Source organism: Thermocladium sp. ECH_B (genome assembly GCA_001516585.1).
Taxonomy (GTDB): domain Archaea; phylum Thermoproteota; class Thermoprotei; order Thermoproteales; family Thermocladiaceae; genus Thermocladium.
Genome location: LOBW01000006.1, coordinates 11,750 through 32,196 on the forward strand (window position 1 = coordinate 11,750; position 20,447 = coordinate 32,196).

Annotated in this window: 20 protein-coding genes and 1 pseudogene; 13 read left to right on the forward strand and 8 right to left on the reverse strand. The window is 43.9% G+C overall.

The features are described from left to right. Positions 1-141: 141 nt before the first annotated feature. The 4 genes from AT710_01485 (at position 142) to AT710_01500 (ending at position 2,942) form a co-directional block, all read left to right on the forward strand. Positions 142-1,008 carry an aspartate carbamoyltransferase gene (locus AT710_01485; GenBank protein KUO93007.1) on the forward strand — a complete coding sequence of 289 codons (867 nt, stop codon included), beginning with the start codon at positions 142-144 and terminating at the stop codon, positions 1,006-1,008. Continuing rightward, positions 1,005-1,478, forward strand: coding sequence for an aspartate carbamoyltransferase regulatory subunit (locus AT710_01490; protein ID KUO92983.1), 474 nt, complete (start codon positions 1,005-1,007; stop codon positions 1,476-1,478). Before AT710_01485 ends, AT710_01490 begins: the two co-directional genes overlap by 4 nt. Then, the gene (locus AT710_01495) at positions 1,475-2,002 is read left to right on the forward strand and encodes a hypothetical protein (protein ID KUO92984.1); all 528 of its coding nucleotides are present in this window, start codon (positions 1,475-1,477) and stop codon (positions 2,000-2,002) included. The genes AT710_01490 and AT710_01495 overlap by 4 nt, the downstream gene beginning before the upstream one ends. After that, a complete protein-coding gene (locus tag AT710_01500) occupies positions 1,977-2,942 on the forward strand; it encodes a hypothetical protein (protein KUO92985.1) in 966 nt (321 codons plus the stop codon). Before AT710_01495 ends, AT710_01500 begins: the two co-directional genes overlap by 26 nt. Here AT710_01500 and AT710_01505 read toward each other — a convergent pair. Together AT710_01505 and AT710_01510 are read right to left on the reverse strand one after the other, a co-directional pair. Further along, positions 2,927-3,292, reverse strand: a complete 366-nt coding sequence (locus AT710_01505) for a hypothetical protein (protein ID KUO92986.1) — start codon at positions 3,290-3,292, stop codon at positions 2,927-2,929. The genes AT710_01500 and AT710_01505 overlap by 16 nt on opposite strands. A gap of 265 nt (positions 3,293-3,557) precedes the next feature. Beyond that, positions 3,558-3,944, reverse strand: coding sequence for a hypothetical protein (locus AT710_01510; protein ID KUO92987.1), 387 nt, complete (start codon positions 3,942-3,944; stop codon positions 3,558-3,560). Between the two features lie 458 nt (positions 3,945-4,402). Between AT710_01510 and AT710_01515 the strand changes: the two genes are divergently transcribed. The 3 genes from AT710_01515 to AT710_01525 all read left to right on the forward strand — a co-directional run bounded on the left by AT710_01515 (position 4,403) and on the right by AT710_01525 (position 7,232). Next, positions 4,403-5,344, forward strand: a complete 942-nt coding sequence (locus AT710_01515) for a hypothetical protein (GenBank protein ID KUO92988.1) — start codon at positions 4,403-4,405, stop codon at positions 5,342-5,344. 8 nt (positions 5,345-5,352) lie between these two features. Further along, positions 5,353-6,027, forward strand: coding sequence for a hypothetical protein (locus AT710_01520; protein KUO92989.1), 675 nt, complete (start codon positions 5,353-5,355; stop codon positions 6,025-6,027). 134 nt (positions 6,028-6,161) lie between these two features. Then, the gene (locus AT710_01525; protein KUO92990.1) at positions 6,162-7,232 is read left to right on the forward strand and encodes a hypothetical protein; all 1,071 of its coding nucleotides are present in this window, start codon (positions 6,162-6,164) and stop codon (positions 7,230-7,232) included. 161 nt (positions 7,233-7,393) lie between these two features. On the opposite strand, the gene AT710_01530 is transcribed toward AT710_01525, so the two are convergent. Continuing rightward, positions 7,394-7,591, reverse strand: a complete 198-nt coding sequence (locus AT710_01530; GenBank protein KUO92991.1) for a hypothetical protein — start codon at positions 7,589-7,591, stop codon at positions 7,394-7,396. 55 nt (positions 7,592-7,646) lie between these two features. Here AT710_01530 and AT710_01535 point away from each other — a divergent pair, with 55 nt between their 5' ends. Together AT710_01535 and AT710_01540 are read left to right on the forward strand one after the other, a co-directional pair. After that, on the forward strand, positions 7,647-10,334 hold the full coding sequence (locus tag AT710_01535; protein ID KUO92992.1) for a DNA-directed RNA polymerase subunit A': 2,688 nt from the start codon (positions 7,647-7,649) through the stop codon (positions 10,332-10,334). A gap of 89 nt (positions 10,335-10,423) precedes the next feature. Then, a complete protein-coding gene (locus tag AT710_01540) occupies positions 10,424-11,425 on the forward strand; it encodes a hypothetical protein (protein ID KUO92993.1) in 1,002 nt (333 codons plus the stop codon). 338 nt (positions 11,426-11,763) lie between these two features. Here the strand turns inward: AT710_01540 and AT710_01545 are convergent. Together AT710_01545 and AT710_01550 are read right to left on the reverse strand one after the other, a co-directional pair. Then, positions 11,764-12,021: pseudogene (locus tag AT710_01545) on the reverse strand. A gap of 46 nt (positions 12,022-12,067) precedes the next feature. Next, positions 12,068-13,513 (reverse strand): dihydrolipoamide dehydrogenase, encoded by a 1,446-nt coding sequence (locus AT710_01550; protein ID KUO92994.1) that lies wholly within the window; start codon positions 13,511-13,513, stop codon positions 12,068-12,070. Positions 13,514-14,028: 515 nt separating this feature from the next. On the opposite strand from AT710_01550, the gene AT710_01555 reads away from it, so the two are divergent. Continuing rightward, positions 14,029-15,066, forward strand: a complete 1,038-nt coding sequence (locus AT710_01555; protein KUO92995.1) for a hypothetical protein — start codon at positions 14,029-14,031, stop codon at positions 15,064-15,066. On the opposite strand, the gene AT710_01560 is transcribed toward AT710_01555, so the two are convergent. Further along, complete coding sequence (locus AT710_01560; GenBank protein ID KUO92996.1) at positions 15,022-15,399, reverse strand: hypothetical protein; 378 nt, start codon at positions 15,397-15,399, stop codon at positions 15,022-15,024. The two genes, AT710_01555 and AT710_01560, sit on opposite strands and share 45 nt — an antisense overlap. Positions 15,400-15,454: 55 nt before the next feature. Here AT710_01560 and AT710_01565 point away from each other — a divergent pair, with 55 nt between their 5' ends. After that, positions 15,455-16,303 (forward strand): deoxyribonuclease, encoded by an 849-nt coding sequence (locus AT710_01565; protein KUO92997.1) that lies wholly within the window; start codon positions 15,455-15,457, stop codon positions 16,301-16,303. A 151-nt stretch (positions 16,304-16,454) separates the two neighbouring features. Here the strand turns inward: AT710_01565 and AT710_01570 are convergent, their stop codons facing one another. After that, a complete protein-coding gene (locus AT710_01570) occupies positions 16,455-16,934 on the reverse strand; it encodes a hypothetical protein (GenBank protein KUO92998.1) in 480 nt (159 codons plus the stop codon). 321 nt (positions 16,935-17,255) lie between these two features. On the opposite strand from AT710_01570, the gene AT710_01575 reads away from it, so the two are divergent. Further along, on the forward strand, positions 17,256-17,621 hold the full coding sequence (locus AT710_01575) for a hypothetical protein (protein KUO93008.1): 366 nt from the start codon (positions 17,256-17,258) through the stop codon (positions 17,619-17,621). Between the two features lie 167 nt (positions 17,622-17,788). On the opposite strand, the gene AT710_01580 is transcribed toward AT710_01575, so the two are convergent. After that, positions 17,789-19,615, reverse strand: coding sequence for an aldehyde ferredoxin oxidoreductase (locus AT710_01580; GenBank protein ID KUO92999.1), 1,827 nt, complete (start codon positions 19,613-19,615; stop codon positions 17,789-17,791). A 217-nt stretch (positions 19,616-19,832) separates the two neighbouring features. On the opposite strand from AT710_01580, the gene AT710_01585 reads away from it, so the two are divergent. Further along, complete coding sequence (locus AT710_01585; protein ID KUO93000.1) at positions 19,833-20,417, forward strand: lysine transporter LysE; 585 nt, start codon at positions 19,833-19,835, stop codon at positions 20,415-20,417. The last annotated feature ends 30 nt before the right edge of the window (positions 20,418-20,447 follow it).

The following is a 20,447-nucleotide window of genomic DNA, read 5'->3' on the forward strand; positions in this document are numbered from 1 at the left end:
AGCGGATGGCCAATTCCAGAGGCTAATCCTTTGTTGAGGGAAATATTTATAAGTATTATTATTGTATAGTTTGAGGGTTCCTTGGGTAACTGGCATGGACGGGACGTGATCTCGGCCCTTGAATGGGGTCGAGGGGATTTGATGGACCTCTTTCAAGAGGCCCAGGAAATGGAGAAGCACGCGAAATCAATTCTTCACATACTTGATGGAAAAGTCATGGGGGTTGCTTTCTTTGAGCCCAGCACGAGGACTAGATTGAGCTTTGAAACAGCGATGTTACGGCTTGGCGGGCGATTCATTGAATTAGGCGGGGCCGAGGCATCATCATTGGCTAAGGGGGAGAACCTAGCTGATACTGTGCGGATGCTGGATTCATACTCCAATATAATAGTGATTAGACATGAATTGGAGGGAGCAGCAAAGTTCGCGGCTGAAGTGGCTGATTCACCTGTCATAAATGCCGGAGATGGGGCTCAGAATCACCCGACCCAAGCAATGCTGGATGTATATACTATGTGGAGAGAGTTCGGTAGAATCGATGGATTAAGCATTGGATTATTAGGCGACTTACGGTATGCTAGGGTAATTAACTCACTTATTCAATTATTATCGCTCTTCAACGTCAAGATTTACCTGGTGTCGCCGCCTAGTTTAAGGCCTAGGAATGAATTAATGGATTTCATTAATGAGAGAGGAATAAGGTATGCGTATGCGGAGGATTTAAATGAGGTCATCGGCGATTTAGATGTAATATATGTGGTCAGGATACAGAAGGAGAGAATTCCGGATCCCATTGAGTATGAGAAAGTTAAGGGAAGCTTCAAGTTAACTATTGATGCCTTGAGGAATGCGAGAAACGAATTGATAATTCTTCATCCGCTTCCTAGAATTGATGAGGTTGATTTCGCCGTGGATTATACAAGGCATGCCAGGTACTTTAGGCAGGCCGCGCTGGGTGTTCCATTGAGAATGGCTTTAATTAAGTTAGTGTTGGGTGGTGTGGAATGAGCAAGGAACTGATAATCAGTAAAATAAGAAATGGAATAGTAATAGATCACATACCCGCCGGACGAGCGCTTGTTATACTCAAGATCCTCAGGTTAACCGGGACGGAGGGACGGATTGCGCTAGTCATGAACGTGGATAGCGGCAAGCTGGGAAGGAAGGATATCATAAAGATAGAAGGCAAGAACCTCAGCCAGGATGAGCTAAACATGATAGCGATAATCGCGCCAACAGCCACAGTAAATATAGTGAGCGAGNATGAAGTGAAACAGAAATTCAAGGTAGAGCTACCAACCAAGATAAGGAATATCATTAAGTGCAAGAACCCGAAGTGCATAACTAATAAGGCAAGGGAACCCGTAGTTCCATCGTTCACCGTAATCAAGGAAAATCCAGCCACATTAAAGTGCGATTACTGCGGCACCTATAACTCGCTTAGGGACGTTGAGTCTCAATTGGTGATGAAGCAATGAATAGAAAAGAATTAATGAAGCTATTGAAAGAATATGGCGTAATTCAGTTCGGTAAATTCAAGCTAAGCAGCGGAAAAGAGAGTGATTACTACATTGACATGAGGAGAGCACTATCAGTACCAGTAATCTATAGAGAGATAATTGAGGCAATGACGCAACTAGTCTCCGATGTCGACTTAGTGGCCGGCATAGAGAGCGGGGGAGTACCATGGGCAGCCATGTTAGCGTATCGGTTAGGCATGGGAATGATATATGTTAGAAAGCAGCCAAAGGAGCATGGCACCTCAAGATCGGTGGAGGGGATTTACTCAAGCAATCAACGTGTCCTCGTGATAGATGACGTAATGACCACCGGCTCGTCAATAATGAGGGGCATAGAACTAATTCAGGCAGCTGGATTACGAGTGATCCAAGCAATGGTAATAGTAGACAGAAGCGGGGGGAGCGTTAACTTGAAAGTCCCGCTTCATTATGTCCTTAGAGCCGAGGAGATATTGAATGAACTTAATGGAACTAATAAATAATCTACCGCCTGAGGCCACATATGAGGCATCTCATGCCTTAATGCGGCTCCCCATACTAAGCCAAGCCATGAAAATGCTTGGACCAAAGACCCATGCTTCATATGAATACGGCAAAGCGCTGGATAGCCCACTAGGAATAGGAGCCGGCATAGATAAGGATGGATTATTAATGGATCTAGCGGCAGCAATGCCGATTGGATTCCATGTAATTGGCTCAGTTACGCCTCAGCCTAGATCAGGTAATCCGCGGCCACGATTCATTAAGTGCCCGGCAAAGCAAGCCATGATTAATGCAATGGGGTTACCCTCACGAGGCGNTGGTTTTGTCTTGGATCTAGTTCGAAGGAAGTGCCCTTCATGGCCTAAATCAAAGCTACTAATCATTAGCGCCGCCGGATTCACGGTGAATGATGTGATTAGGGTAGCTAGAGCAGCATCAGGAGTTAGATGCGTAGATTATGTTGAGATTAATATAAGTAGCCCAACATATAGGGGGCAATGGCTAGAGGGGGGACTTGAGGAATTAATTAGGAGAGTACATGAATTGGATGCGCCGGCTCTTATTAAGGTACCGCTTCTAAGCGATATTCATGCTGAGATTAGATTAATTGAATTATTCTCTGAAGCCAAGCTTGGCCTAGTCATAGCTAATACCCTCCCAGTGCAGGCGCCTCTTTCAAGGGGTTATGGTGGATTAAGCGGAGCACCAATAAATCCACTGGTGCTGCGATTAATAAGGCTGGCAAGGCGATTATCACGTGATGCGCCCATAATAGGCATTGGAGGATTCATGAGCGGCACATCGGTTATGGAGGGGCTGCGCATGGGTGCTGACTTAATCGGGATAGTCACTGCATTCGCATTAGAGGGGCCCCTGGCCATTTACAGAATATTAAGGCAACTAAGTTATGCTGAGGGAAAAACTCACTCCTTATCTTGATATAGGAATGCCGCTTCATCCATTAATTCCGTCAACTCCATATGGCCATACTTAGCCAAGACCTCATCAACCACAGACTTAACCCTCTCAAGTAACCAACCACAATCAGGGATATCCTCACTTATTAATGCAATTGATGAACCATTGACCTTTACTGAACCCATTCTAGCCATTTCCTCAATCACATCAATGAACTCTGAACTTATGGGGAGATCCCCCTCCATGCTCCAATTAAATGCATCAAAACTACCTAAATTATCTATAATGAAACATAAAGCTCCCAATCTATCTAAGTTGCTGACCTTAAGAGCCTTAAGCAACATGGCCACAATGCATTGCCTAATATTCATTGTCGTAATTGATCTCCAGGTATTAAAAATGTTCTCCTACCTAGGTTTTTAAATGATTAATAAAAAAATCTCCAAATTCCCCATAAGGGAGGCAATTATCTGACGATCGTTCTGGCTTGTTCCCTTAAGAAGTTAAGCAAATAATAAGGACCATTAACTCCCCTACCTGTAGCTCCACTGGCCTTCCAACCGGTAAAGGGCTGAGCACCAGGCCATGCTCCCGTCGTGGCGCCACCTCTCCTATTGGCATATACAACGCCAAACTCTATATATTGAAGAAGTAACTCACCTCATTCATATCCTCACTGAATATGCCGGCTGTTAGTCCATACTCAGTATCATTAGCCTTACGAAGCGCTTCATCTAATGTCTTGAATGAATCCAGCAAAACAATGGGAAGGAATAACTCGGTGTACCACAGGTAATTGTTCTGCGGCACATTCACAGGTATTGTCGGCTCCACATAATATCCCCTGCTGAATTCACCAGCATTAAGTACCTTACCACCATGGAGAATCTTACCGCCGGCTCGTACCGCATCTTCAACGTACTTAATATAATTCTCCATCGCTGATTTATTTATGATCGGGCCCATGAACACATCCCTACGACGCGGATCACCGACCTTTATTGCCCTCGTCTTCTCAAGCAACCTAGAAATAAACTGACCTCCTCCCCGCCCTGAAGGGCGAGGCTTGTCATTCATTTGTCATCATAGATCTCCCGCTGAACATAAACCCTAGCCGCCGAGCATTTTTGGCCATCAAAACCGAAGGCAGTCCTCATTACGCCCTCAACTGCCTTATCTAGATCGGCCTTGTATCTATTGGGCTTCTTTTCTTAAATGTGCGTCCCACGGATTCTTCCTTACCATTAATGTACATCGGCCATTCTCGACCCAGAATTTCCCTAACCTCATCTAGTGATTTTTCGTATAATGGATGAATTCCCTCATCTGCCATTATGGATGCGTAGGTTATTTTTCTCAGCCATCGACTTTGAGCTGATGCAACCGTTTTATAAGCGTTATCGATATCTGATAACTCATGGTAACAAGATAAATTAATTATCGCAGTTAATAATTAAAACGAGACACATTAACGGCACTACATGGATCTCCGAGACTACGAGAAGTGGCCAGCGACATCTAAGTCCGTATATGAATCAATCGAGATAAGAATACCATTTAAGCCATCATCAATATTAATAACTGGGATGGGAGGTTCCGGAATAGTTGGGGACGTAGTTAGGGATTACTTGGGCAATAGATTACCGATTCACGTGGTTAAGGATACCATAGTGCCCGATTGGATCAATGACAAAACACTGACTATAGCAATTAGTTACTCTGGGAACACTGCTGAAACAATGTGCAGCGCATTGCTGGCACATGGTAAGGGCTCACATGTTGTTGGGATAACTGCCGGTGGAAGAATGCTTAAGGAATTCAATGAGAGAGGCATAAGCGTGATTACCATACCGTCAGCCACTGCCCCCAGATTCGGATTTCCCCAACTCCTCTATGCCGCCCTTGCCGTAATTAATAAAGCAATAGGAATAAACGAAGAGGATATAGAGGAAAGCATAGCTGCCCAGGAAGAAGCGCTACGCGATAAATTAATTGCGGCAGATATAGGTAATCAACTCATCGGTCGTGTGCCCTATATATTCGTGGATTCCAGGGTACAAGGGGTAGCTATTCGCTTTAAGAATGATCTAAATGAGAACGCTAAGACGCCCGCAATAGTAGCGGCAATACCAGAGGCCGATCATAATGACATTGTAACTCTTATGATGAATCACCCGGTCAAGCATATTCTTATAAGAGCTGGCCCTAACCCCATAATTGATGCTGTGGAAACGGTATTCAACGACTTCTTGTCGAAATTGATTAAAATAGACCTAAAGGGCAATGGGATTCTAGCCAAGGAACTTTATGGCATTTCATTGCTTGGCGTGACGACCCTATACATGGCCGAGACCCTGGGCGTGGATCCAGTTAGGACGGACCCCATAGATGCCTTGAAGAAGAGGATGGGTAGGCTGTGTTAATTCAATTAGTGGCCGAATTATTCATGGCGATATCCCTTGGAGCCGCAGCGATTCAAGATATACATAATAGAATGATAAATGACCTAACGTGGTTCCTCGCTGCTCCAGGAGCCGCTTTATCAATTTGGTTAATAAGTAAGTCACCGCCCTATCTAACATCGCTATACTTGCTAGATGCAGGAATTGGAATAATATTGGCCATAGCCATATGGATCACGAAGGCTATGGGAGAAGCCGATGCCATAGCGATCGGCCTTATATCAATAACAACCATACCNCCTCCCCCATTAACTCCACTCGACATGGCTTTGAATACCCCGATAATAGCTACACTGGTGAATAGCATGATCATAACCATCCCCTTCATTATATGGAATGCTGCACTTAATTTGAAAAGGATGAAAAAGTGCCCGGAGATCAGCAAAGCGACCCCCTTGGTTCGAGTTGCCTATATTATATTCCTCACATGTGAGCAATCAATTATAGTTAGGCGAAAGCCATGGGCTTACTCGCCCGGTAAATTAAGCATAAGGATCAGCGATGATGCGGCTCAAGTAACCGAGGGCTTAGAATACATGCTGGTTAGCTATAACATGCCCTATGTGGCCTACATATTTATGGGCTATGTAATATACATTCTAATCGGGAACCTGATGCTTCCACTAATTTTACTGATTGCTTAATTAGTACATACCGTGGAAGGCTTCATGTGAATTGCCCCGCCCTAAAGGGCTAGGTTTTCCGTCCTCCTTTGAACNCAATAAATCCTCTTAGGATTGATGCAGTAGGTTTTTAACTGGGACTTATCGAGAATAACATGCTTATCACGTTTTTGTTGGCCTTGGCATCCTTAAATGCTGTTCAAGTAAATGGTTCCTACGTATTCCTAATAAATGGAACAGCATGGGTTGGGGAACCAATTGGTAATGGTTCCTATGTGCTGATTAGCGCTAATTCCACAAACCTAGTAATCGCTGTTCTCCATAATGATTCTCTTCACGTGATTCATAGCATTCAATTAATAAAATCAAGCCCAACATTAATTGCGCCCCTTGAATTCCCAGTTAATCAACCAAGTAACGTAGTAGCAGTAACCAATGCATCGATTAATACTTACCTAAGGTTATTTACTGTGGATAATCTCAGCAATGGGGAATTAATAGGTCCAATCCGCAACATAACCTACTTAGGATACCCGCCATACACCATACAATTGGGGAATGGAATTAATTGTACATTGAAAGGCGTATCGGTGACTTTCATGGGGCATCCATCACTTATACCAATACCTGTCTATGTCAATACTGGTCCCAATGTGGAGTATATTACTGGAAACGTGACCATAGTCTCGGTGAAACCTAATGTCCCAATAAAAGTATTGGGGCCGGATTACGTAATAGAACCGCTGGGATCAATTTCCTCAGTTAATTATACAATTCAGGTTTGTATTCCAAGAAATAACTCCTTTGCTGCAATTAATTACATCACTAGAAGCATCAGATTCAGCGGAATATATAGATATGCTACATCAGTGCCGTACGATAATCCCATAACCGGTGTACCGCTGTATAAAATCGGTTGGTGCACCGATTATGCATACTATGCGGCCAATGTGCTTAGGAGGGAGGGAATAAACGCCAGGGTGGCGATCGGATACATTGTGGGGAGCAATGGCAAGGTAACTGGGATGGATTACCATGCATGGCTTGAGGCGTCAATGATAAACGATGGGTGGATAGATATCGAGGTTACTCCACCGGAATTAACGCCTAGCAGACCAAGCAGCGCATGGAGCCTCGTTGGGATATTAATTGGATTGATGGTATCCATGCCCGCCCTAATAGCCCTATTGCTGGCTATGATAGAGAGGAAATACTCAAACTCCTAAGGGCGGCATTTCATGAAATGTTATTCAACAATATCCTAGAGGCCATTAGCCCCATTATGTATTTCCCTCCATAATTCTGGTTCTTAGAGCGGAGCTTCGCTAAGGCCTCGTGAATTGCTTCCAATTATGGAATGCGATCATTTATTTCTGGGTATTGTGTATTAATATAGTCGCTTACGAAAAATTGCTTGGTTGGAATGCGCTTTACTGCCATTAATGTTCAAAAGCTTGGCTTTCAGAACTGCAAGGCCCACTTTTGATAAAACGAACGACAAAACTCGCCCCTTTAGGGTGGGGAGGAGGTCAGTAGCCAAGCGAGGCTCCTTATGCATAAGCCTTAAATTCTCGGTTAGCGACACTTTCGGGGCTTGGTAATTAAAGTTTATAAACTGGACTAACATATGGTTGCCGTAGATGTCATTAAATCAATCTAAGAATATGGATAGGGATATTCCTTCCAAGTCGCTGAGCAGAATAAGGTTCGGCATATTATCGCCGGACACCATTAGGAGAATGTCAGTTATGGAAATAACGACCTCCGAGACTTACGATGAGGCAGGCAACCCCGTTAAGGGTGGAATAATGGATAAGAGGCTCGGCGTAGCGGAGCCGGAGGCTGTATGCGAAACTTGCGGCAATGATTACAGTAGATGTCCCGGGCATTTCGGTAGGATAGAATTAGCGCGGCCGGTAATTCATCCAGAATTCGCTAAACCAATTCATGACTTGCTAAGAGCTACTTGTAGAGAATGTGGTCGAGTCCTGCTAACTGATCAGGAGATCGAGCGGTACAGAACAAGGCTGGAGCGACTCAAGAAACACTGGAGACTCACTAGGGATAGAGTCATTACTAAGATCGTTAAAAAGGCAATTAGCCGCGATACTTGTCCTCATTGTGGAGCCAAGCAATTAAAGATAAGGCTGGAGCGACCCACTGATTTCTATGAAGAGACTGAGAACCACATAGAAATAAAGATGGATCCCATCAAGATAAGGGAGCGATTGGAAAAGATATCCGACTCCGACTTAGAGGTTCTCGGCATTGATCCAAGCTCTGCGCGACCTGAGTGGGCTATCCTGACAGTTATACCGGTGCCTCCGCCACAGGTCAGGCCATCAATTCAATTACCAAATGGCCAAATGAGCGTGGATGATTTAACCCATAAATTAGTTGAAATAGTTAGGACCAATGAGAAGCTGAGGAACGCCATTGAATCGGGTTCTCCCTCGATGATGGTTGACGATGTATGGAACTTGCTTCAGTACCACGTATCCACGTACTTTAATAATGAATTGCCCGGCTTACCTCAGGCGAAGCATAGAGGAGGCAGACCATTAAAGACATTAGCACAAAGATTAAAGGGCAAGGAAGGCAGATTCAGGGGAAGCCTCTCCGGCAAGAGAGTTGATTTCTCGGCAAGAACCGTGATTAGTCCAGATCCAAATATAAGCATAAACGAGGTTGGAGTACCCATAGATATAGCAAAGGAATTAACAGTGCCCGAATACGTTACCGAATGGAATATAGACAAGATAAAGCAATTAGTAGTGAATGGGCCGGAGATATGGCCTGGAGCAATTGAGATAGTGGGACCAGATGGCAGGAAACGAAATCTCAAATACGTTAGGGATAGAACCGAAGTCGCTAAATCAATAGTGCCCGGCTCAATAGTGTATAGGCACTTAATAGATGGGGATATAGTGCTATTCAATAGACAACCCAGTCTTCATAGGATGTCCATAATGGGCCACATAGCTAAGGTGCTTCCAGGCAGAACCTTTAGGCTTCACTTAGCGGTGTGCCCACCATATAATGCTGACTTCGATGGAGATGAGATGAATCTACATGTGCCGCAGACTGAGGAAGCAAGGGCTGAGGCCAGGCTTCTCATGCTTGTCCAGAATCATATAATAACGCCAAGGTATGGCGGACCCATTATAGGCGCTAGGCAGGACTACATAACGAGCGGTTACTTACTTACTAGAAAAGATACGCTGATCAATAAGGAGCAATTGATGNACCTATTGGCTGCCGCTAATTATGATGGCGAAATAATGGAGCCAGCCATACAGTACCCCGAGGAGCTTTGGACCGGGAAGCAAGTCATATCAATGTTATTACCGAAGGACCTTAATTGGACCCAGGCCACGGCGATGCGATCAACTTGCAAGGATGCCTATAATTGCTTCACTGATGAGTACATAGTCATAGTTAATGGTTACATGGCGACCGGGGTACTTGATAAGAAATCCATAGGAGCAGAGCAAGTTAATTCCCTTTGGCATACCATAGTGAAGAGGTATGGAAGTGATGAGGCAAGGAAGTGGATTGATTCTACGCTTAGGACAATAATGAGGTTCATCGATCTTAGGGGATTCACGATAGGAATGGATTCATTGGAGTTAGGAGAGGAAGCATTCCGTGAAATTCACGAGATAGAGAGCAAGTATGAGGAGGACGTGAATAAGCTTCTGGAGAGCNTCTATGCGAAGACGCTTGAAGCTGATCCTGGATACACGGTTGAGGAGACCTTAGAGAATAGAATAACAATACTTCTCTCCAAGATAAGGGAAGAAGCCGCTGCCATAATTGATAAATACGTTGATAAGGATTCCGATGCGTATATAATGGCCAAGACAGGAGCAAGAGGCAGCCTAGTGAATCTAACCCAAATGATGGCATTATTAGGGCAACAAACGGTTAGGGGCGAACGATTCAAGCGGGGATTCCTAAATAGAACGCTTTCCCACTTTAATCAGGGAGACCTAGGGCCCGAGGCCAGGGGATATGTTAGGTCCAACCTAAGAAGCGGATTAACCCCAATAGAGTACTTCTTCCATGCAGCAAGCGGCAGGGATGGACTCGTCGATACTGCAGTGAGAACATCGCAAAGCGGATACGCACAACGACGATTGATAAATGCAATGCAAGACATGTATGTATCATATGACGGAACGGTAAGAACGTCATCGGATCTCATAGTTCAATTCAAGTACGGCGATGATGCGGTGGATCCATCGAAGAGCGATCATGGTTCGATAAACATAGATGATATAATAAAGGGAGCGCAGGCAATTAAAATCGTAAGGGAACAAAAATGAAATTAGAGGATAATTACCAATAAATAATTGCCTTTTCAATTAAAACTTATTTAAAAATTTAAATTAAGCAAAAAGGAACCTAAGCCTGGATGNCTAAAGGAAGTAGCACTGATGTAAGAAAGACGCAGTCACTTGGCAAGTCATCGATAGGAGTCACTATACCGAAGAAGTGGGCGGACGCCATAGGCCTAGGACCAGGTTCACCGGTATATCTAGAGCTTAGAGATGATGGGATCCTAATCAGGCCTATAGCCAAGGAAACCCAACGCGGCAGTAGTATATATGTTGCTGCAGACTCGTCTATTGATGGCATCCTAAGAATGGTAATAAGCTCATACTTGAGGGGNGATGATTTCATAACAATTAAGTTCAATGGATCTAATTCGCTAACTAAGGATACCTTGTTCTCAGCCATTAAGTCAAAATTAGCCGGGATAGAATTAATAGAGGAGAATACAACTGAGGCGCGTGTGAATATTCTTTCAGTTCAAACTCAATTACCGTTGAGCAAGTTAATGCATAGAATGTGGTTAACGGTTAGGGGAATGATGAGGGACTCGCTGGACTTGATTGGAAGCGGTGATGAAGTATTAGCTAGGGATGTTATGGCTCGAGATGATGAAGTTGACAAGACATACTTATTAGTGCATAGGCTAATAAACATGGCAATAGAGGGAAGGGTATTGCTGAACTCAATATCGTTGCAAAGCCGAATGGAATTAACTCCATATTTATTGGTCGCTAAGTCCGTGGAGCGTAGTGGGGACCATGCTTGGAGAATAGCTCAATGGGCACCTCAATTAAATGCACCTAATCATGCCGTGGAGACCGTTAAGAGCCTTGGAATGCGAGTCCTAGAGCTGGGCAATGAGGCCATAATGGCATTCATAGGCAAGAATACCGGCATTGCTATGAAAATACTGGATAAAAGAAATATATTGCTAAACGAGAGGGTGGAAGCCATGGAGGCGATGCATGAAGTCGCGATGGATTCGCGGGGATACATGCTTCTAGTGATAGAGTCAATAGGGAGAATAGCGGCATATGCCTTTGATGTAGCTGAGACGACGCTTGATGCATACTCGACATAGAATCAGCACTCGGCAAATTCGTCACCGATACAGGCATTTTTTAGTCATCACTCGCCAATCGATTGATGAGGCGGGNTTAAAATTCTTGCCCCAATCACGCAGGCATTAATGTATTCTTAGTCTTGTCACTGCCTTGGTTGCTTGAAATCATGATGCTGAATTAATCTATCTCTAACCATTTTACCCATCTCAGTTAAATCACCATCATCATCGATGAGCCCCATTCCCTGTAGAATAGATAAATCGCTGGACGTGGATGAACCATTGATAAACCTGAACCAAATCATTGATAACTCAGCATCGCTTAGTATTAATTCTACGTATAAATTAGGCAATGACTTATCAAGTTCCCTAAGAATTAATTCGCCGTTCCTACTTAATCCATAATATATATGGTGCTTCCTCACTTCATGTTTCCTCTTGAATTTAGCGTATGTATTCTTCAGCACCGGCTTATCTATTCTATTAACTAATCCGAGCTTCTCCAGTTGCTCTAATAATTGAACCACGGAGCCAAGAGGTATACCGGTGTCTTTCATGATTGATTTGCCATAATCCACATTAGCCCTTTTTAAATGTCTCATAATGGCTATCATTCTCCAATCCAACAAAATTGCCCTTAATCGTTCATCCACGGCTTCCTCACAGCTTAAATCTTATTGCGGCTCTATCTATGGACTCGAAAATCGTGGGATGCGCGTGGGCAAGAAGCGCAACATCCTTANCCCTAGCATTAGTGGCTACCGCCAGCGCCACTTCATTTATTAGTAAGGAGGCATCCTCCCCAACTATTTCACCGCCTATTATTCGTTGCGAATCCCGCTCTATAATTAGCTTCACCCATCCCTCTCTAGCCCTCAGTATCTGGGCATATGCATCATCCTCTAGCGGATACTTCACCACGGTATATGGAACACCCCTAGCCCTGGCTGCGTCCTCGGTTAATCCAACTACTGCCGCCTCAGGCTCGCTGAACACGGTAACTGGTATAGAATTGAAATTAACCTCATAAATTGGAGCGCCATGAAGCATATTCCACGCAGCTATCGTGGACTCCTTAACTGCAGCATGGAACAACATGTATTGCCCAATGACGTCGCCTGCCGCATATATATTTGGCACCGTGGTTCTCATTGTTGAATCAACCATGACCTTTCCCTTCTCCACTATGCCAAGAGAATTAAGCCCCTCCACAAATGGCTTCCTACCAACGGCCATAACGACTTCCTCCCCCTTCACGGACTTCCTCCCAGTTGCCGTATCATACTCCACTACCTTTTCATTGCCGTCATTCCGTATGGATGCCACCTTGGAATTAGTTAAAACCGTTACCCCGCTCTTCTCCAGGCTTGCCTCTATTTCAGAGACTATATCATTGCTCCATCCATTTAATATGCGTGGAAGCATCTCCACAATTGTTGCCTTAACCCCCATACGGCTAAGCATAAATGCGACCTCAACGCCTATGTATCCACCACCTATTATTACAACGCTTGACGGTATCTTTCTATGCTTCGTGCGAAAACCGAATAACTCCATGCTGCCTATTGATAGATCGCTTCCAGGAATGGGTAGCTTAATAGGAATAGAACCGGTAGCAACGAGGAGTCGACCGGCCTCAACATCCTTGCTCCATGTTCCTCCCTGTACCCGTACCTTATTGCTTCCAATTATTGTGGCAATGCCCTTAACTAATTCAAGTGGAGCATGCTCCTTTACTTCCCGTATATGTTGATTATAACGAAGCTCTTGAACCCAGTCCTTATTATCAATGAGGTTCTCCCAAGTCAGTCTTACTTTTTCAATATCGCTATTTCCANCCGCAGTTAACATATTCCTCATGTTCCTTAATAAATGAATGCCCATTCTTACCGCCTTAGATGGAATGCACCCCTCATATAGGCAGGAACCGCCTAGATTGCCCTTATCATCTATCATTAAGACGCGTAATCCGCCTTTGCTTAACTCGAAGGATCCATGGTAACCGCCGCCAGCCCCTATTATCACTACATCATACTTATCCTTTTTCGGCGGCTTCTCGAACTCCGGATCGGTGGGTGGATAGACTGGATAATTGCCTAGCTCCATGTCTTTTGCTATCTAATAATTATAATTAAATGATTATCTTCGTTAAATGACGAATGGGGCCCAACCCCTCCACGAGCGGCAGCTAGACCCAGCGCCGACGGGCGCCCAGCATCCAGTCAGTGGACCCCTGAACACGCCCACCGCGACTTAGGGCTGCTCCCTCCCGGGCCTGACCCACTTCGCCGCGTACCTAAGTCCCGACCCACCCTACGGTGAGTGGGCCTAGGGATGAGCGTTCCAGGGGGCTGGCATTCATCGCCGGCAACACGTTGACGCAGGGCCCTCACTGCCGCCAGGCGAGGGTTTCGGCTCCCGTTAACCTACGGCTCATTTAGAGGNGGAGGCGGCAGCCTCCTCGAGCCCGGCCCCACCATTAAACGTAGAGAACGCTTTAAAAATTATTCGTAATGAATGCTAATTCTAATTTGTGTTATTGTCTCCTCTTTGTTCACTTAAGTCTACGCTAAAGTTTTTTAAATTGAGATAAATTATTCCTCGAATGATGAGCAACGGATATGCCGAATCGAGTGGGGAGGAACCTAATGCTGATTAATGGGGTTTTACTTGAGGATTTAGAGGAAGCATTAAGGCTTGTTTCAAATAGGGGCGCAAGCAAGGTAATAATAGAGGCACCAACTGGTTTTAGGAATGTTGCAATAGAAGTCGCTAAAATGATCAAGGATGTCCCCATATTCATTAGTGGACGAAATACATGGGGCTCATGTGATATATCGTTTAATTCTAATGCAGCCATAATTCATTTGGGGCATGCTGTTCCACCAAATATAGAGGGCATACTTCGAATGAATGGGGTAACGCTAACTAGGAGGGGGGCTTTGATTGTGATTAATTTTAAGGATTCGTCTGCATACTTGGTTCCAGCATATTATGAACCAAATAGGGATGTGATTAAAGCATTGCTAGAGAAATTGGAACTAGTCTCTGGATTCGAGTTAATGGCTTATGCATTACCATATAAATTATACGCGGAAGAAATATCACAAAGCCTTGGAGTTAAGCTGTATGGCCCATTTACTGGCTGCTTTTTCCCTGTTAGGACCAATAATGCGGCGGTCGTGTCGGGAGGATTATTCTATCCATTAACGGTGAAGCTAGTGAATCCAGCGGCAAGAGTAATAGCGGTGGATCCTCATAGGGTTTCCGTAGATGATGTTGAACAGGCATATAGGAAGCTATTGGCCCTCAAGATTAATGCATTACTTAAGGCTAGAGAAGCTAAGAGGATTGCAGTGATAGTGACTGGAAAGCCTGGACAATCCATGGAGTTACAGGCAGATGGGGNGCTTAAGTTCCTGAAGAAGAATGGGATAGAGAGCTTTATTGTCTATAGCGATGAGGTTGGGCCCGACTTAATAAATGAATTAAGCGTTGATGCAGTAATAAACACGGCCTGCCCTCGTCTTGGCTTCGATGATTTGGATCGATTCAATAAACCTGTTATAAATATGGGAGAGATCCAGTATCTAAGAGGAGAGTTAGGAAGATACTTAAGCAGTAGTGTGCTCATCTGGCCCGGCAATATGGGCGAATAGCCTCATTGGTTTCACATTAGGAGGAAGAGGAAGCGACACTAATTTATCCTTNAACAATAACAGCATTTTCCCATTTAATAACCACTTTCCCACGGCCTCAACATGTTCATCAACCTCATCCAGCAATGCAAATCTAAGTGGAGAAGCACCAGAGCCACTATACTCTATCCATATCTCCAATATTATGGCGTCATCAAATTCATGATAAATGGGGACAATCGTGAAGTCTTGAGAGGCTGGAATATCCATATCTATATATATGGCGAATCCATAACCAGTATCAACTAGTTGGGTTGACTCCACAATATTCAACAATTCCTCCTCTTCATCCATTGCTTGCTGAAACTCCCTCGAGAGGTTTTTAATGCTAACTTACCTTATTTATTTCATGTTCATCAGCGATAATCATGGGCATGTGAATCCAGTTAATGGCTTAGGGCCAAAGATAGTTGCCAAGAGGTTCGCCGAGAAGGGCGGCTCGTTTATGGTTATAGTAAGTCTTTTGCCATCCGATTTCGGATTAAATGCAGGCGATATCAATGATGTGGAGAAGCTGTATAGGCTAACAATAGAGTCCTCACGATTAGTAAGCGAGTCTGGAGTAAAGTCGGTTCCCGTGATAGGCCTTCACCCGGCTGAGTGCTATAAATTATTGGAGAGAGGCTGGAGCATCAATGATGTGAGGAATCACATGATTAAGGTCATTGACGCAGCAAGCCAATTCATAAAAAGGGGAGAGGCAATTGGCATAGGAGAGATTGGTCGACCTCATTGGGATGTCAATAATGATATAATTGAGTTATGTAATGATATAATACTATATGCTATGGAAACTGCAAGAGATATTAATGCAGTAGTGCACCTACACTTAGAGCGTAAAGGAAGAGAAACCGTTGATTCTATAAAAATACTAGCCGACAAAGCAAACATAGCCAAGGAAAAAGTCGTACTTCACCACGCGGCGCCAGACATGGTCGGCATAGGAGCCTCATATGGATTCTCACCATCAGTGCCAATAGGTAGAAAAGGAGAATTTGATGCTGCCATACAATTAGGCCCCATCTTCGTCGTTGAGAGCGATTTTGCAGATGACCCAAAAAGAACAGGCAGCGTTATACCACCATGGACGCTGGCCAAGAAGCTTAAGAATTACGTGGAAAGGGGTATAGTAAGAGAGGAATTCATTGACTCTATCTGCAAAACAAATATGGAGAAAATATATGGAATAACCCTCTAATTCATCAAATAATTGATTCTTTCCATAGTTAGGGTTTTTCCTGCACCTCTCCGCCATATAGATGGGACTTTATCCTTAACTACTTTACTGACCTCCTCCCCGCCCTGAAGAGGGTTGTTGTTTCGCGCGAAGGGTTAAATAATTTAATAATTTAATGCATCCATTTTCTAATGTTTCGTATATATACTTGTAAATCCTCTTCTTTTATATCTTCACTTGAGATACATTCATCATCTATACAATACATGACGGCTGGCTCCGGCTCCAGTAATTCGCCGGTGAGGCTGTTCATATTCATTGACACTATTAGTTCATCGATTGGAACCTTACTTATGACGAGTCCACCTTTTCGCGTGATCCTATATGCACGCAATTCCTTTATGTACTTGCCATTCCTTTTCATGCTAGTAAGGCTTCGAAGAACCATTATCAGAANCCCATCATGAAGCGAATCAATAACTACGTCGGAGAAGAATTCCGTATCATGCTTATTCTCGAATTGCAGATAACCGTTATATTTCCTAAGCCGCCATTTGCTTGCTTCCCCCCTTGACGTGAGTAATGTTAAGTGAGCCCTAGTATATACGTGTCTCTCTAATTCATCTAATATAGCCTTGACCACCTTATCCATGGATATAAAAAGCCATCTTACTTAATAAACGTAGTGATCTCTTGACATAACCAAGGCAAAGCAAATCTTTCGCCCAGCATTTACCTCTTCATCAAGCCATAAATGTGGGAATTTTCTTAATTGATGATGGGAAGTAAACCGTATTTACATAGAATTGAGCTGATACTTTAATGAAGTGAGAATATTTTTAAACAGAAAAACGGACAACTTCCTATGGCTGATGATGCCCAACCGAAAGAGCTGGATAAGTTGAAGGAATTATCCCATAAGAAGCCAGAGCTAAGTAAAGAGCAGGTTAAGTTATTGAGATTGAGGTTACTTATGGAGAGACGAGAACCAAGGTGGATGAGGATGAATTCATGGCTAAACAGGAAGCTGCAGAATGGATGGCGCAGACCGAAGTCCCTTGACAATAAGATAAAGAAGCAACGCAAGGGTTATCCACCATTAGTTAAGGCTGGCTATGGTAAACCGAGATTGGTAAGGGGACTTCATCCCACCGGATATGAGGAAGTGATAATTCATAATGTTAGGGAATTGGATTCAGTTGATCCACGGAAACAAGCTGTTAGGATAGCGGCAACCGTTGGGTTAAGAAAGAGAATAGAAATAATTAGAAAAGCCTCTGAGAAGGGCATTAGAATACTTAATTTAACAAAGAACGCCCTTGACCGTTTAACGCAATAAGAAGCAAGCAAAAACAAANCCCAATACATAACTATTACGGGAAGCACTGAACCTCAATGTTCTTTATTATTTAGGGACCGGAAATTCCAAATTGTTAGAATCTCACTAAGATTTCCAAGCAGAGGCGTTATTTTATGTGGATTGCGATTAAAATAATAGTGGTTCGTTTAGCTTAGTTTGACGTATTTACTCAGAGTTGGTATAGTGAATTCAAGGCCTAAACTCTTTAAGGTGGATATAGTTGGCACTCCATTCTCATCCCATCCACGTTGCCTATAGTACTCCTTAAGCATTGAATCATATGCATCAAGCCTAAGCTTAGCTCCGCGAAGTGGACCTTTACTGAGAGGTTGCTCGAACCACTTTCTTGGTGGGTAGTCGTACTCCTTGCTCCATCCTCCGTACTCCCTTATCCAGAAAGCCCGTATCAACGTATATATTCTGTCAGCCAAAGTGATTAAATTCAGATCAGTGCCTGTGGCTGCCTTGAATAATTTTGAATACCAATCCAGCTCTAAACCAACCTCTACCCAAGGGAACCTGCAGCCAACCATGGATTCAAACCAGCCGCCCCTTATTCTTTGCAGTTCAATTACCTTGGCGGCTTTCTCCGGAGAGTAACTGTCTCTTCCGGTCTGTACTTCCCATGATATAACCCATGAGTCCTTATGGCTAGCGCCTATGGGCGATGTGCCAAATGCGAGAGCCATGCCTGGGGCCGCATGGCAATCATACGCGCTGACCTCTAGCCCTTTAACACTCATTGAGAATTTCCAAGAATCATGACCGATCCTCTGCGCAGCTATTCTGGAACCCTCCGCTAGTAATTGACCTAACTCGCTTGACCTATTAGCTATCTCAGCCACGGCTCTGGCGGCGGCCTTGACATCGCCCCATTCAAGCCCATTATCGCCCTTAAGCAAGCCCTTCTCTGTAGCCTCCATTGCCCAACTTAATGTGCCACCTAAGCTTATGGTATCCATGCCAAACATATCNGCTAACCTATTCAGGTAAGCGGCTTTATCAAGTGAATCCATACCTATGTTGCTGCCCAACATAGCTATATTCTCATAATCAAGCTCCGATAATTGAGCCTCCAAGTCCTTAACAACGTGGCCACACGGCATGACGCAGTTAGGGCATGATCGAGTCAATACCTTGCTTTTCTCAACCATGAATCCACCAATCTTACTAAAATCATCGAATTGACCCTCTGTATAATTATATGTGGGGAGAACACTTGCTTCTTGAGCCCACTCCACTGTCGCAGTGGTTCCTTGCCTTAACCAAAACGGGTAACCGGGTTTCGACTTTGTGGCCACTATCGCATCAACGCCTATCTTCGAGAGAGCAGGATCGGCTGCCGGCGGAAGCGGCCGAGTTCCCTTGATAACTATGGCCTTAATCATTTTGCTCCCCATGACTGCGCCCATGCCTGGTCTTCCACCGCTTCGCCCTTTTTGAGCTATTACTGTGGCGNACTTAACTAAGTTCTCCCCAGCTTGCCCTATTANGAGGTAGCCTGCATTATTTCCATAGATTTTCCTTAACCTATCCTCAGCCTCGAACGTATCAAGGCCCCAAATATCGCTGGCATCCATGAACTGCACCTTATCGNTCTCAATGTAAAGATAAATCGGCTTTTCTGCCTTGCCCTCTATCACTATTGCATCTAGATTTGCACGCCTCATATGCACCGATGCCCAGGAACCTATATTCCCATCACCATATCCCCCAGTTAATGGGCTCTTAGATGCTATAACTAATTTACCTGTATTAGGGCCTGGATAAGCAGTAACTGGTCCAACGGCCAGCACTAATTTATTCTTAGGAGAGAGAGAATCAGTGCCTGGCTCTAGTTCTTCCCATAATATCTTTATCGCTAATCCTCGACCGCCCACATATGAAGCCAATATATTTGGATCAATTCCTTGAACCACGTATTTTCGACGGGTTAAGTCTATCCTCAATAAATTACCGCNCCAACCCTTCATGATTAAGGCAAGCAATTAACGGCTATTAAAAACATTTTGCTTCATTTAAACCTGGCTAGTGAAAACAACTGCCCCCCTCCGCCGTAAATGGCGAGGCTTGTTTCCATTATCAAAATGTATTCGCTGACGATTGGATTGCTTCTTAATTCCCATTAAGTTCAGCTTTTCGGTAACATCAATACGTAATGTATAAAAAATATATATTTGCTAACTACCCATGTTAAACTTCTTGATAGGCATGATGCTTGGATTCTCATTAGCAGTGCCTCCTGGACCCATGAATGCATTAATAGCGGCAGAGTCGCTTAGATCCCCCATTCATGGAACTATGGTTGGAGCGGGAGCAATGACGGCGGATGCCATATTGATGACCATATCGCTGCTTCTCTATCAATTAGTGAAGCCATTCGTGTACTATATATACTTGGCTGGGGGCATTATAATGATTTACCTAGCGTATAATGTGCTAATGAGCAAGCAAACTGGATCTAATAATAAAGCCGTAACTATTAGCTATACTAAGGGAATCATTATGGGCATAACTAATCCATACCAAATAAGTTGGTGGGTAACTGCTGGATTGAGCTTTATAAGCATATTTGGCATAGAAAGTGTATTAGGCCTATTCATCGCCATAATTATATGGATAATCGTTTTCCCCATAATAATCAACTTGGGCAGCAGGTATGGAGGATCAAAGACATACGACGTAATTAGGGTAACCACTGCAGCAGCAATAGTGGGCTTTGGATTGTACTTCATAATTAATGGACTAACCCAACTTCACTTGATAAGTCTCTAATAATAAACCTCATCCTTTAAGAGCCCAAGA